General features: G+C 73.3%; 13 protein-coding genes. 11 read left to right on the top strand and 2 right to left on the bottom strand.

The features are described 5' to 3' along the window. Positions 1 to 68: 68 nt before the first annotated feature. The 8 genes from ABZ899_RS26505 to ABZ899_RS26470 all read left to right on the top strand — a co-directional run bounded on the left by ABZ899_RS26505 (position 69) and on the right by ABZ899_RS26470 (position 6,604). Positions 69 to 500: an Hsp20/alpha crystallin family protein gene (locus ABZ899_RS26505; protein ID WP_361350621.1), complete on the top strand. Its 432-nt coding sequence runs from the start codon at positions 69 to 71 to the stop codon at positions 498 to 500. Between the two features lie 389 nt (positions 501 to 889). Then, complete coding sequence (locus tag ABZ899_RS26500; protein WP_361350619.1) at positions 890 to 1,342, top strand: DUF2267 domain-containing protein; 453 nt, start codon at positions 890 to 892, stop codon at positions 1,340 to 1,342. 127 nt (positions 1,343 to 1,469) lie between these two features. Continuing rightward, the gene (gene lexA / locus ABZ899_RS26495) at positions 1,470 to 2,141 is read left to right on the top strand and encodes a transcriptional repressor LexA (RefSeq protein WP_361350617.1); all 672 of its coding nucleotides are present in this window, start codon (positions 1,470 to 1,472) and stop codon (positions 2,139 to 2,141) included. 319 nt (positions 2,142 to 2,460) lie between these two features. Beyond that, positions 2,461 to 3,789: a GAF domain-containing SpoIIE family protein phosphatase gene (locus ABZ899_RS26490; protein ID WP_361350615.1), complete on the top strand. Its 1,329-nt coding sequence runs from the start codon at positions 2,461 to 2,463 to the stop codon at positions 3,787 to 3,789. Positions 3,790 to 3,826: 37 nt separating this feature from the next. After that, entirely contained in the window at positions 3,827 to 4,180 is a 354-nt protein-coding gene (locus ABZ899_RS26485; RefSeq protein WP_361350613.1) for a VOC family protein, read from the top strand. A gap of 132 nt (positions 4,181 to 4,312) precedes the next feature. After that, positions 4,313 to 5,170 carry an NAD-dependent epimerase/dehydratase family protein gene (locus ABZ899_RS26480; protein WP_361350611.1) on the top strand — a complete coding sequence of 286 codons (858 nt, stop codon included), beginning with the start codon at positions 4,313 to 4,315 and terminating at the stop codon, positions 5,168 to 5,170. A gap of 48 nt (positions 5,171 to 5,218) precedes the next feature. After that, the gene (locus ABZ899_RS26475) at positions 5,219 to 6,112 is read left to right on the top strand and encodes a LysR substrate-binding domain-containing protein (RefSeq protein WP_361350703.1); all 894 of its coding nucleotides are present in this window, start codon (positions 5,219 to 5,221) and stop codon (positions 6,110 to 6,112) included. Positions 6,113 to 6,388: 276 nt separating this feature from the next. Further along, positions 6,389 to 6,604 (top strand): hypothetical protein, encoded by a 216-nt coding sequence (locus ABZ899_RS26470; RefSeq protein ID WP_361350609.1) that lies wholly within the window; start codon positions 6,389 to 6,391, stop codon positions 6,602 to 6,604. A gap of 309 nt (positions 6,605 to 6,913) precedes the next feature. Here the strand turns inward: ABZ899_RS26470 and ABZ899_RS26465 are convergent, their stop codons facing one another. Beyond that, positions 6,914 to 8,302, bottom strand: a complete 1,389-nt coding sequence (locus tag ABZ899_RS26465) for a lipase family protein (RefSeq protein ID WP_361350607.1) — start codon at positions 8,300 to 8,302, stop codon at positions 6,914 to 6,916. Positions 8,303 to 8,553: 251 nt separating this feature from the next. Here ABZ899_RS26465 and ABZ899_RS26460 point away from each other — a divergent pair, with 251 nt between their 5' ends. The 3 genes from ABZ899_RS26460 to ABZ899_RS26450 all read left to right on the top strand — a co-directional run bounded on the left by ABZ899_RS26460 (position 8,554) and on the right by ABZ899_RS26450 (position 11,461). Continuing rightward, positions 8,554 to 9,168, top strand: coding sequence for a helix-turn-helix domain-containing protein (locus ABZ899_RS26460; protein ID WP_361350605.1), 615 nt, complete (start codon positions 8,554 to 8,556; stop codon positions 9,166 to 9,168). A gap of 177 nt (positions 9,169 to 9,345) precedes the next feature. Beyond that, on the top strand, positions 9,346 to 10,686 hold the full coding sequence (locus ABZ899_RS26455; RefSeq protein WP_361350603.1) for a ferredoxin reductase family protein: 1,341 nt from the start codon (positions 9,346 to 9,348) through the stop codon (positions 10,684 to 10,686). Between the two features lie 226 nt (positions 10,687 to 10,912). Next, on the top strand, positions 10,913 to 11,461 hold the full coding sequence (locus ABZ899_RS26450) for a DUF1062 domain-containing protein (RefSeq protein ID WP_361350601.1): 549 nt from the start codon (positions 10,913 to 10,915) through the stop codon (positions 11,459 to 11,461). A gap of 117 nt (positions 11,462 to 11,578) precedes the next feature. Here the strand turns inward: ABZ899_RS26450 and ABZ899_RS26445 are convergent, their stop codons facing one another. Then, positions 11,579 to 13,351 carry a hypothetical protein gene (locus ABZ899_RS26445; protein WP_361350599.1) on the bottom strand — a complete coding sequence of 591 codons (1,773 nt, stop codon included), beginning with the start codon at positions 13,349 to 13,351 and terminating at the stop codon, positions 11,579 to 11,581. Positions 13,352 to 13,368 lie beyond the last annotated feature (17 nt).

The raw sequence follows: 13,368 nt of genomic DNA, 5'->3' as shown, positions 1-13,368 counted from the left end.
GCTACAACCAAGACAGGTGAACCGCATGGGCAGCGAGTACTGCCCGACACACAGGAGGTGTTTTGCCGATGTTGATGCGCACCGACCCCTTCCGTGAACTGGACCGGCTCACCGAGCAGGTCTTCGGTACGTCCGGCACCTGGTCGCGCCCGGCGGCGATGCCGATGGACGCCCACCGCGAAGGCGATGTCTACGTGATCGAGCTGGACATCCCCGGTGTGAGCCCGGACGCGATCGACATCGACGTCGAACGGAACATGCTGACCGTCCGGGCCGAGCGCCGGCCGAGCACCGCGGACGACGTCCGGATGGAACTCTCCGAGCGGCCGCTGGGCGTCTTCTCCCGCCGCGTGATGCTCGCCGACACGCTGGACACCGAGAACATCGAGGCCGAGTACGACGCCGGGGTCCTCACCCTGCGCATCCCGATCGCGGCGCGCGCCAAGTCCCGCAAGATCGTCGTCGGCGGACCGTCACGGCGCAAGGAGCTCTCCGCCTGATCACCGCCTGATCAGCGACTGATCGGCGACGCCTGCCGGCGCCGTACGCCCCGCGGGGCCGGTGCCCGCCCGCCGGGCCACCGGCCAGGCGGGCGGGCACCTCGGCGCACACCCGGCACTCGGGCGCGGCAGGCGCGTCCGGGGCCCTCGCGGCCCGGACGCGCCGCCCGTGCCCGCCTTCCCGGTCACCGCCGGGAGCGACCAGGGCGCAAAGCTCGCACAGGATCGTCCGTGCGCCCCCAGGTCCCCGCGTCCCGCCCCGCGATGTGCGCGCGGGGACACCCACGCACGAGCGGAGCCCGCCCGCCCGTCGACGGCGACGGCCCTCGGCCCCGGCCGCCCGCGCGGGCCCACCGAGGCTCCCCGACACGAAAGGCACGCCACCTCACATGACCGCGCAGCTCCACGACCGCCGTGACGCCGCGACGACCTACGACGCCCTGCTGGCCAAGGTGCGCTACGAGGGCGCCTACCCCACCCGGGAGCGGGCCGAGGAGGTGACGCTCCACGTCCTCGCCGCGCTGGGCCGCCAACTCACCGGCGACGAACGCGTCGAACTGGCCGCCCGGCTGCCGCTGCCGGCCGCCCTGGAGTTCACCGGACAGGTGCCCGCCACCGAGCAGTCGACCGGCTGGGGCTTCGTGAAGGACCTGGCGCGCCGGACCGGCACCACCCCCGCGGTCGCCCGCTGGAACACCGGCACCGTCTTCAACGTCGTCGCCCACGTGATCGGCCCTGACCTGGTGGACCGCATCCTCGACCAGCTGCCCGAGGGCTACGCCCTGCTGTTCGGGCGGCCCGAGCTCCAGCCGCGCCGGCGCCCCGAACGGCAGGCCGCCTGAACCGGACCGGCGGCGGACGGCCCGCCCGGGAGAGGTCGAGGACCCCGCGAATTCGTCAAGGTGTTCCATTTGTGGAGGGCGGCAGGTTAGGGTCATTCCGAACGATCTTGTACGGAGGTGTGTCGGGATGGACGACACTGCGCCCGCCCGCCGGGGCCGCCCCCCGGGTCCCCGCGCACCCGCGGGGGAGTTGACGAACCGCCAGGCGGACATCGTCCGCTTCATCACCGAGACGGTCGAACGGCAGGGATACCCGCCGTCCATGCGGGAGATCGGCCAGGCCGTCTCCCTCGCCAGCACCTCTTCCGTCGCGCACCAGCTGATGGCGCTCGAACGCAAGGGCGTCCTCTACCGCGACCCACACCGCCCCCGCGCCTACCAGGTGCGGCCCTCCTGGGCACCCGACCTCGGCGTCACCGGCACCGCCCCGGTCGAGGTGCCCCTGGTGGGCCGTATCGCAGCCGGCGCGCCCCTGCTCGCCGCCGAAATGATCGAGGACGTCTACACGCTGCCCCGCCAAGTCGTCGGCGACGGCGACCTGTTCGCCCTGACGGTGTCCGGCGACAGCATGATCGAGGCCGCGATCTGCGACGGCGACATCGTCACCGTCAAACGCCAGGACAGCGCCGACCACGGCGACATCGTCGTCGCCCTCCTCGACGACGAGGCCACCGTCAAGGTGCTGCGCCGCCAGGACGGGCGGGTGTGGCTCATGCCGCGCAACCCCGCCTACGACCCGATCCCCGGTGACGACGCCCGCATCCTCGGCAAGGTGGTGGGCGTCCTGCGCCTGCTCTGATCGCCCGGCCGCGCCGGCGACCGCCCCTTCCCGGGAGCGGGACACCCCCGCACCTGCGCGAGCGGCCTCCCAGTGCGTCTGTGATACATTCGGAGTTCGGCCTTCTTCGCCATTCGGTCGGTTGTTGGAAAAACAGCAGCTTCGCCAAGGCGCCTGTCCCCGCCCATCACCGACCCGACCGCAGCATGTCGCCCGGTGCCGTTTCCGGCACATGGGACGACTCCACGGCCCCCGCCGCTCTCCGCCTGAGGCGAGCGATTCCCCGGGGCTCAGGTCGCATCATCCCTGGCCGCGCTGCACGGCGGGGAGAGGAGCGACCATGACCGACACGGCCGCGGATGTCCTACCGGACTCCGCACGCCCATCGCCCACGCCCACCCGCTCCCTGTCCGAACTGGAGCGGCTGGCGCTGCTGGCCGACACCACCGCCCAGCTCATCTCCAACAACGACGTGGAAGAGGCGCTGCGCCGGGTGGTGCAACTCGTCCTGCCCCGGCTCGCCGACTGGGCCGTCATAGACCTCATCACCGACAAGGGCGATGTGAACCGGCACCTCGTGGTCCAGGCCGACGGGACGAGGCTCACCGCGCGCGAGGACCTGCAGGGCCCCATGCCCCCCGTCTGCGAGGCGTCTCCCATGCCGCTCTCCCGGGCCCTGCGCGGCGTGGCGTCCAACATCGCCGGCCCCGAGACCTACCAGGGAACCCCCGACAGCGGCATCGCCGTCGAGCAGCGCCGGCTGTTCCAGGTCACCGGCATCAAGACCGCCGCCATAGCCCCCATCCGCGGCCCGCGCGAGGTCCTGGGCGCCATCACACTCGCCCGCTCCGACCGGCCCCAGGCCTTCACCACCGCCGACCTCGCCCTGCTCCAGGACATAGGGCGGCGCATCGGCCTGGCCCTGGAGAACGCCCGCCACTTCCAGCGCCAGCGCCAGGTCGCCGAGACCATGCAGCGCTACCTGCTGCCCCAACTGCCGCGCCTGCCCGGCGTGCAGATGACCGCGCGCTACCTCTCGGCGCCCGACGCCTCGTACGTCGGCGGCGACTGGTACGACGCCTTCCCGCTGCCCTTCGGGGACACGGCCCTGGTCATCGGCGACGTCGTCGGCCACGACCTCGAGGCGGCCGCCGGAATGGCCCAACTGCGCAACATGCTGCGCGCGTTCACCTGGTCCCAGGACCGGCCCACGCACCACACGGTCCAGCTCCTCAACGACGCCATGCGGCAGATCAGCGACGTCCGGATGACGACGATGATCCTCGCCCGGCTGGCCGCGGACACCGACGGCACATGGAAGCTGCGCTGGACCAGCGCCGGCCACCCGCCGCCCCTCCTCATCGGCCGCGACGGCCTCACCCAGTACCTCACCGAGGCCAACGGCATGCTCCTCGGGATGCCGTCACCACGGCCGAGAACCGAGGCCCGGCTCACCCTCCCCCCGCAGTCCACGCTCGTGCTCTACACGGACGGCCTCGTCGAGTCCCGCCGCCGGCCCCTGGACGCTGGCCTGGAGAACCTGCGCCGGCACGCCGCCTCACTCGTCCACCGCGACCTGGACGACTTCGCCGACCAGCTGCTGCGACGCGCCCGGCCCGACGACAACGACGACGACGTCGCCCTGCTCGCCCTGCGCCTGCCGTCGTGACCGCGGGCGGCCCGCCCCCGCGTGGCAGGATGGCGGCATGGAACGAGTGCTCGGCATCGGCGGATACTTCGTGCGAGCCGGTGACCCGGCGGCCCTGAGCGCCTGGTACCGCGACTGCCTCGGCCTGGACGCCGACGAGAACGGCGTGTGGCGGCAGGAGGCCGGCCCGACGGTGTTCGCCGCCTTCGACTCCGGAACCGACTACTTCGGCTCCCGCTCCCAGGGCATCATGCTCAACTTCCGGGTCCGCGACCTCGACGCCATGCTGCACCAGCTTCGCGCCAAGGGAGCCGACGTCGCGGAGGAGACGCAGGACATGGCCGGCGTCGGCCGGTTCGGCTGGGTCACCGACCCCGAGGGCAACCGGATCGAGCTCTGGCAGCCCGCCTGACCGCCGGCGCGTGAGCCCTGATGCCCTGCGGGTATCACAGACGCCGAAAGAGGTCTTGGACGCGGTTCCGCCCCCGGACGCAGGCTGGTCCACGAAGCCACCCGGCACGGCGACGCGACAGGAGCCACGACCATGAAGACCTTCCTCACCGGCGGATCCGGATATATCGGCAAGGCCAAGATCAGCGCCCTCGTCCGCCACGGACACACGGTGGAGGCGCTGGCCCGCACCGACCGGGCCGCCGACACCGTCCACGCCCTCGGAGCGACGCCCGTACGCGGCGGACTGGGCGACCTCGACGTCCTGAACCGGGCCGCGGCCCGGGCCGAGGCGGTGGTCCACCTCGCCCAGGCCACCACCGGCGCCGAGGACCTCGCCGCCGCCACCGCCCTTCAGGACGGTAACGGCAGCGGCCCGTACCTCCACACCGGCGGCACCTGGGTCCACGGCGACACCGACGGCGTCGCCGACGAGAGCGCCCCCTGGAACCCACCGTCCCTCGTCGCCTGGCGCCGGCCCGTCGAGGAGGCCGTGCTGGCCCGCGCCGAGCAGGGCGGCCGTCCCGTCCTGATCCGCCCCGGCCTGCTGTACGGCGGCGAGAACCGCCTGATCGACACGTTCTACGGCACCCCCGGCAAGGCGGCCGGAGCCGTCCCCTGCATCGGCGACGGCGGCAACCACTGGCCGCTCGTCCACATCGACGACATCGCCGAGCTGTACGTCGCCGCGCTGCGGGCCGAGCCGGGCGCCGTGTACGTGGGCGTGGGCGGCATCAACCCCACCGCGAGGGACTGCTCCCTGGCCGTGGCGCACGCCGTCGGCCTCGACGGCAAGATCGTCACGCTCACGCCGGACCAGGCCCGCGCACAGATGGGCCCCGTCGCGGACGCCTTCGCCCTCGACCAGCAGTTCACCCCCGCACGGGCCGAGGCGGAGCTCGGCTGGGTCCCGGCCCACACCGACCCGCTGTCGGTCCTGGCCGGAGCATGACCTGAGCGACCGGGGCGGCGGCGCCCGCCACCAGGAGGGATGAGTTCCTTGGACCTCGATCTGCGCAAGCTGCGGTATTTCGTGGCCGTGGCCGAGGAACTGCACTACGGGCGGGCGGCCGAACGGCTGCACATCGCGCAGCCGGTGCTGTCCCGGCAGATCCGGAGCCTGGAGGACGACCTGGGCGCCGAGGTCTTCGACCGGAGCCGGCGCGGCACCCGGCTCACCCCGGCGGGCCGGCAGCTCCTCGAGGACGCCGTCCCCCTGCTCGCCTCCGCCGAGGCCCTGCGCCGGCGCGTCACCACGGCGGCACGCGACACGCCGACCCTCACCGTCGGCTTCATGCCCGGCATCACCGTCACCCCGGCGACGGCGGCCTTCGCCGGACGGCACCCGGGAGTCGACGTCCGCCTGCTGCGCACCAGTTGGGCCAGCCAGGTGGAGGTGCTGCCCGACGGACGGGCGGACATCGGGGTCGTCCGGCTGCCCGTCGACCGCCAGGGCCTCGAGGTGCGGCCCCTCTTCCAGGAGCCCCGTGTCGTCATGCTGCCGCTGGGGCACCCCCTGGCCGGCCGCGCCGCGCTGTCCGTCGCCGACCTGGCCGCCGAGCATCTGCTCCAGGACCCGGACGCCGTACCCGAATGGCGTGACGTGGCACGGGAACTGCGCGACGGGCACCGCCCAAAGGTGCCGGTGATCCACCAGGTCGAGGAGAAGCTGGAGCTGGTGGCGTCCGGCGCGGGCATCTGCGTGCTGCCGCTGTCCACCGCCACGTTCTACACCCGGTCCGACGTGGTGCCCGCACCGGTGCGGGACATCGGCCCCAGCGAGGTGGCGCTGGCCTGGCCGGCCGCCCGCCGCTCCCCCCTCGTGCACGACTTCGCCGAGGCCGCGCTGGAAACCATGGGCGAGCCCCACGGCGACGGACCCGAGCAGACCTAGGGGGGTGTCGCGCCGATCATGCCGGGCTCCCCGGCGTCTGGCAGGACAGACACCCCCTGGAACCGCAGACCCTCCCTGGAACCACAGACACCCCCCGGAACCATCGTGGCGCCCATGCCCGCCCCGCGGACGGCGAGCACCGGCCCCGGCCACGTACGGGTTCGGAGTTCGGCCACGGCGACCCTGGCCGATGGCCGCGACGGTGCCGAGCGGCCGACCGGCGGGCCTTCCGTCATGCTGGAGACGTCGGCACCTCCCAGGCGACAAGGAGCGGACATGGCCAACGACACGGTCGGACGATTCCTCGCGGCCTTGGACCCGGAGCACCGCCGAGCGGTCGGCGACAGGTCGCGGCAGGAGCAGGAACGCCTCGCGGCGGCATGGGAGTGGGAGCTGGAGTTCGACGACGAGCTCGACACCCTGGACGAACTTTCCCCGCCCGCGGCGGAGGCGGAGGCGGCCCACCGCGTGCTGCAGCGAGAGGACCAGTAGCCACCCGTGCCGCGCGTCGCCGCGCCCCTGGCGGGTCTCGGCGGCGCACGGCACTCCGAGGACGTCCTCGGCGCCTTCTCCATGGAACGGCTGGGCTCGCGGCAGGTCGGCGGCGGCATCTTCGACGATGTGACCTGGTCGGCGCCCGGTTCGACGGGCTCGGTCTCCGTCGAGGCGCGGATCACCGTCGAGATCACCGATGCCACCGGTACGCCCAGGGTGGCCGAGTCCGAGACGTACGCCTCGTACGGCGCCGAGCCGCACGCGAAGTGGGGTCGCGTGCGGCCCGGCTGCCCGGGGCCCCGCGGGTCAGGGCTGGTGGGGGAGGGAACGGCAGTTGGAGGTGGCCGGGGTGCCGGAGAGGCGGTCCGTCAGCCAGGCGATGGCGTTGCCCTGGTCGAGGAGCAGCGGCGCCACGTGGTTGGTGAGCAGCCCGTCGCCGAGGTTGGGCAGCCGTATGGGCTTGTAGGTGACGTCGGCGCCCTTCGCGCACCAGTCGACCGCGAGCTGGCGTGCCTGGCCGTGCGGCACGATGTCGTCCTTCACGCCGGTGGCCACGCGGACCGGGGCGGCCGGGGTGCGGAGGCCGATGCGCTGGTCGTCGAGGACCTTCTGCATCAGGGGCTCGGCCTTCACGATGTCGTCGAGGGACTTGCCGCTGGTCGTCCACGAGGTGCTCCTGCGGAAGCCGTAGCCGAGGATGGCGTCCCCGACGCAGGCCGTGGAGAGGTCGGCCAGTGCCCTGCGGCCCGCGCTGTTGAGGTGCGCGTCGGCGATGGCCCGCAGTTCGGGCGTGTTCTGCAGGAACCCGTTGATCGACCAGCCGAGGGCGCCGGCCAGTGCAGTGCCGTCGATGCCTCTGGTCACCGCGACGAGGTCGGCGGGCGGTGCGCCCGAGTAGGCGCCGGCCAGGGCGACGTCGGGGGCGTACGTGGGCTGGAGTTCGGCGGCCGAGGCGCTGGCGCCGCCTCCCTGGCTGTAGCCGTACAGGCCGACGGGGGAGTCCGCGGAGACGGAGGACCGGGGCAGGGCACGGGCCGCGCGCACGGCGTCGAGCAGGGCGTGGCCGCCCTCGACGCGGTTGACGTAGGTGTGCAGCCGGTCGGTGGCGCCGAGCCCGACGTAGTCAGTGACGACGACGGCGACGCCGGTGGCCAGCAGCCGGTGGACGGCGATGTCCTCGTAACCCACCGACATGGTCTGCCCGTTGAAGGAGATCGGCTTCTCCAGGCCGAGGGACGCGGCGCACTGGTCGCCCTGTCCCATGGTGCCGGGGGCCAGGGCGACGACGGGACGCGGGCCGCCGCCCTTCCAGCGGGCCGAGGGCTCGATGTAGGCGCCGGTGACCGCGACGGGCCGTCCGTTGGCGTCGGTCGACTTGTACATCAGGCGGGTCGCGGTGCCGGGCAGCGGGCGGCCGTCGAGCCCGGGGAGGCTGAGGGCCAGGCGCAGCGGTTCGGTGCGGACGATCGCCCCGTCGGCGGCGGGCAGGGTGGCGGGCGGCTGATAGAAGGCGGGGATCGGCACGCCGCGCGAGACGACGGGGCCCGGTTCCGTGGCCCCGGCGGGGATGGCCTGGGCGCCCAGGCAGGCGGCGACGGCCAGGGCGCACAGGAGGCTGCGTGCGCCGGGCGTGTGGTGGGTGGGAGCTGATCTGACCGGGGGCTCGGGGGCGTGGGTCGGCGCGGCGTGCGTCATGCGGCTCACTCCTTGCTTCGTCGAAGGGCGCGTGGCCTCGGTCCCGGAGGCACGTGGGGAGAACGACGAGAGAACCGGCTCGCGTGGCGGGGGACTTACTTGCGAGTCAGCTACTGGAGAGTAGGAGTGCGTGTCACTCAGTGACAAGACGTCTGCATGTGTCATTTGTGGGCGGCACTATGCTGCGGTGATCGGTGACGCAGTGAGATGGGGCGGCGACAGTGGGCAAGGCATCCGGAACCGTGACCGCGATGAGTGAATCGGCGGTCGCGCTGCCGCTGGCCGAACGCCGCAGAGCCGCCCTCCGGTTGGAGATCGCCCGAGCGGCGGTGGGCCTGTTCGCCACCCAGGGGGTGACCGGGACGACCGGCGAGCAGATAGCCCAGTGCGTGGGCATCTCGGCCCGCACACTGTGGCGTCACTTCCCGACCAAGGAGAGCTGCGTACGCCCGCTGCTGACCGCCGGGCTCGACGCCGCCACGGACCGGCTACGCCACTGGCCGCCCCAGGTACGGCTGCTGGACTACCTCACCGACTCGTGCCGGCGGGGGACGCTTCCCCCCGTCGACCCAGCCGTCCTGGACCTGATCCGTATGACCGTCGACGAACCGGCGCTGCGGGCCGTCTGGTTGCAGGCCCACGAGGACGCCCTGTCCGTCATCGCCGGACTCCTCGCCGGCCGGGCCGGCACCGGCGCCGACCGGCTGCAGGTGAAGGTGCACGCCAGCATGGTCAACGGGGCACTGCGGCTCGCGGCGGAGGACTACGCGGCGAAGTGCGCGAACGGCGGTGAGGCATCGGCGGAGGCGCTCGCCGCCTGCCTCCACGCGGCGCTCCGTGCGGTCACCGAAGGACTGCCCTATTGAACTCGGCGTCCCGCACCCGGAAAAGGCCGCCAGATCACCCGGTTCCGGCCTGAACGGAACCGGCCTCCCGGCCGTATTCTTACCCGATCGGGGGACGGGTCCGGCCGGACCTCCCGGTCTTCATCGGTGTGGGCACACGGTCGCGCGGACGGCGGCCACGGGGGAACGAGGACGACGATGACGGCGGCGACCAACGAGATCCGGACCGGCACCCTCCCACCGGTGGCCGTGGCCCGCCGGGTGATGTGGGCGTTCGTCCTAGTCAACGTGGTGATCGTCGAGTCGCTGTTCATCGGTGCCGGTTCCGGCAAGAACGACGTGCTGACCGTCGCCAAATTCTTCGGACTGCACGCCGCACTGCTGATGTTCCTCCAGCTGCTGCTGGTGGCCCGGCTGCCCTGGCTGGACCGCCGGATCGGAATGGACCGGCTCACGGTGTGGCACCGCTGGGTCGGCTTCACCCTGCTGTGGACCGTCCTCACCCACGCCACCCTCGTCGTCCTCGGCTACGCCACCCTCGACGACACCACCATGGCCAAGACGTTCGTCGCGCTCAGCGGCGTCCCGGCCTCCCTGCTCGGCATGCTCGCCGCCGCCGTACTCGTGGTCGTCGCCGCCGTCTCCACCCGGCCCCTGCGCCGGCGCCTGCCGTACGAGGTCTGGCACGGGCTGCACCTCACCCTCTACGTCGCCCTCGGCCTCGCGTTCGTGCACCAGTTGCAGGAGACGACGACCTTCACGTCGTCGGCGTTCGCCACGGCCTACTGGTGGCTCCTGTGGCTGTTCGCCTTCGGCGCGCTGCTGACCGGGCGCCTGGTCCTGCCTCTGTGGCGCAACGCCTACCACCGGTTCACCGTGTCGGCCGTCGTGCCCGAGTCGGACAGCGTGGTCTCCGTGTACGTCACCGGCCGGCACCTCGACAAACTCCCCGCCCGCGCCGGGCAGTTCTGCATCTGGCGGTTCCCCGGACACCACCACTGGTGGCTCGCCAACCCCTTCTCGCTCTCCGCGGCCCCCGACGGGCGCGGACTGCGCCTCACCGCCAAGGCGGTCGGCAGCGCCAGCGCCGGCCTGCGGAACCTCCCCGTCGGCAGCCGCGCCTTCGTCGAGGGTCCCTACGGCGCCTTCACCGCCCTGCACCGCACCCGGCCCGGCGCCCTGCTCATCGCCGGGGGCGTCGGCATCACCCCGGTCCGGGCCATGCTGGAGGAACAGACCACCGGTGACGTCGTCGTCCTGTACCGCGTCCGCGGCGAGGCCGACGCCGTCCTCCTGGACGAGGTGCGCCGGCTGGTGGAGCAGCGCGGCGGACGGCTGCACCTGCTCACCGGCCGGACCGGCGAGGCCGGGGCGCCGCCGTTCGCCGCGGACAGCCTGCGCCGGCTGGTGCCCGACGTCACCGAACGCGACGTGTACGTGTGCGGCCCCCCGGCCATGACGGCCGCCGTCCTCTCCGGCCTGCGGGACCTGCGGGTGCCCGCCCACCAGGTGCACGCGGAGAAGTTCGGCCTGGCCTGACCCGGAGCACGTCCGGGCGGCAGGGACCGCCCCTGCCCGCGTACACCGAAAAACCGGTGGAAGCGCCCGGCGGCCATCACTACCGTGCTGCCCGGCCCCACCGCCGGACGAAGGACGTGCCGTTGTACGCCGTGTGAGACCTCCCGACTGCTGATGTGTCGCGCGTCGCCCCTGTGCGCCGCGCCCCTTCCTGCTGCGGACTTCTCACTGAAACCGGTGTACTTCTGTGCTCCAGACCTGGGTGGTCGCACCCACCTGCCTTCCGCATGTCCTCCGCCGCTGCCCCACCTGCGCGTCCCCGCGCTCGCGGCCGAGCGGCAAGTTCCGCGTCAACGCCCACCACAAGCTCCTCGACGCCTGGCTCCTCGTGCTCTGCGCATCCTGCGGCCGCACGGCGGGACTCACCGTCCTGGAGCGGGCGAACGTACGCTCCGTACCCGCGGCCCTGCTGGACCGCATGCACGCCAACGACCTGAGCCTGGTGGCCGAGGTGCTCCAGGACCCGGTCGTGCGGCGCCGCAACCGCGTCGGCCTCGACTGGGCCGGCGCCTGGCACCTCCACACCGGCGACCCGGGACCGCTCGACTCCGAGGTCGTCGACGTCGCGGTGCGCTTCGCCGCACCCATCCCCGTCCGGCCGGTCCGGCTGATCGCCGACGGCTGTGGCCTCCCCAGGGCCGAGGTCGAACGACTCGTCGAGGAGGGGAGGCTGGTCTCCGCAATCCGCCTGACCGGCAGGGTCTCGGACGACTTCACGTTCACACTGAAGCGCTGAAGCCCCGGAGCGGCCTGCTGCGGGCCCGGCGCGGGCCCCGGGGGCCGGGGGATCAGGGGCCTGTCCGAGCGTTTCCACGTCGGACAGGCCCGCCCGGCCCGCGCCCTCTGCCGGGGCTCAGGACAGTGGAGGCAGCTCTCCGCCGGAGGCACCGCCGTCCGACGACAGCGTCTCCTTGATGGCACGCAACAGGGACCGCCGCTCGACGACCTGCGCGCCCCGGGCCTCCGCCAGCGGTTCCGGTCGATGCCCGAAACCCGCGGGGAGCACGGGCAGTCCGAGCGCCGTCATCACCTCGTCCAGGTGCCGCCGGGCATCTGCGGTGCCCCGCAACGCGGCGGCGAGGGGGCGGTGGTCGTCCTTGCCGTACGCCGCAGCCAGAGCGGTCGCCCGCTCCGCCGCCTCCTGCTGGGTCGGCATCTCCGCCGGATCCGCCCACCACACATGGGCCGTCACGAGACGGCCGTCGCGCAGGAGCCGCAAGGTGTAGTCGGCGCCCTCCTTGGCGGCGACCAGGACCGGCCACGTCTCCCCGCGGCTGAACGTCGTGGCGAGGCGGGCCAGTTCGCCCTCGCCGAGCAGCGTCGACCGGAGGCCCTTGCGCCGGCCGGGCGGCTCCGTCGAGGGCGCCGTCTCGACGAACGTGCCGCCGCCCGGTGCCGGAGCCAGGCGCATGGCCGTCCCGGTGATCAGGACGGCCTCACGGACGTCGGACAGAGAAGCACGCACGTGCGCCACGGCCAGGGCCGCGGGAAGGACTGCCGGAGTCTCCGCGGCCGCTGATGCCGGGGCGCGGCCGGGAGCCGGGACGCTGCCGCGGAAGTACGGCGTCCGGCGCGCGACATGAACCCGTACCCCCTGCCGCATCTGCAGGAACACCTCACGGGAGTCCCCGAGGTAGGCCCAGGGGAACATGCGCGCGTCCGTGCCGATCAGCCGGAAGACGTCCAGGGCGTCGGCCTCGCGCCCGGAGCGGATCAACGCGAGCGCCAGGTGGTTGCGGAAGCCCGCCGCCCGTCGATCGCCCGGCTCGTACCCACCGGACAGCTCCAGGCCCGCCTCGACGATCGCCTCGATCCGTGACCAGGGCACCGGCCCTTGCTCCACACCCGCCTCGTGTTCGAGCGCGTACTCGGTCACCGCGTGCAGCGGAAGCCCCCGCAGCGGCGATCCCTCCGGGGCCGCGGCCGCCGCCGACTCGGCGAACGCGAACATCTCCGCGTGCGAGCCGTACCACTTCTGCGCCAGGTACTGCACCGCGCGCGCATGCAGGCCCACATGATGCGGATCCGCCGCCCGCCCGCGGTCGAGGTACGCCTCGAACACGTCCCGTGGGGCGCCCAGCCCCATGGCGTGGGCGATGAACACCCGCCATGGCACCGGATCCCCGGGGTTGAGGTCGGCGGCCGCGCGCAGCACGGGCTCGGCGTCGCGCAGCACCGCGTGGAAAGCCTGGAACTGCTCCCGCGACACGTGGCGCGCCCGTGCGGCCGTACGGATCTCCCAGGCGCGGTCGATCGCCGACTCCGCGGCGACGAGGGCGGCATCGGGGTCGCCGGGCCGAGCCTCACGCCACTCCTCGAACCACCCGGTGTGATGCAGCGCGAGCTCGGCGAGGCCCGCGCTGCAGCGGCCGCGCTCCTCCCAGTCCCGGTCGGCGCGCGTCCGTGCCATCAGTTCGGCCGCGGGCTCCCAGGCCCCCGACCGCGCCGCGTCGAGGGCGGCCCGTAGAGCGGCGTCCGGCGCGTCCACCTCGACCGCTGCGTCCGGCTGCAGTCCCTCGCCGGTGGCGGCGAAGTGCCGCACCATCCTCGGCAGCGTGAAAACGCCCGGCAACCCGCCCACGACCAGCCCCTTCCCGACGGCCGTACGGCCGCGCCCGTCGATCACCGACGGGCGAACCCTAC

Source organism: Streptomyces sp. NPDC046859, from assembly GCF_040645135.1.
GTDB lineage: Bacteria > Actinomycetota > Actinomycetes > Streptomycetales > Streptomycetaceae > Streptomyces.
This window is presented reverse-complemented; position numbering and strand designations above follow the sequence as displayed.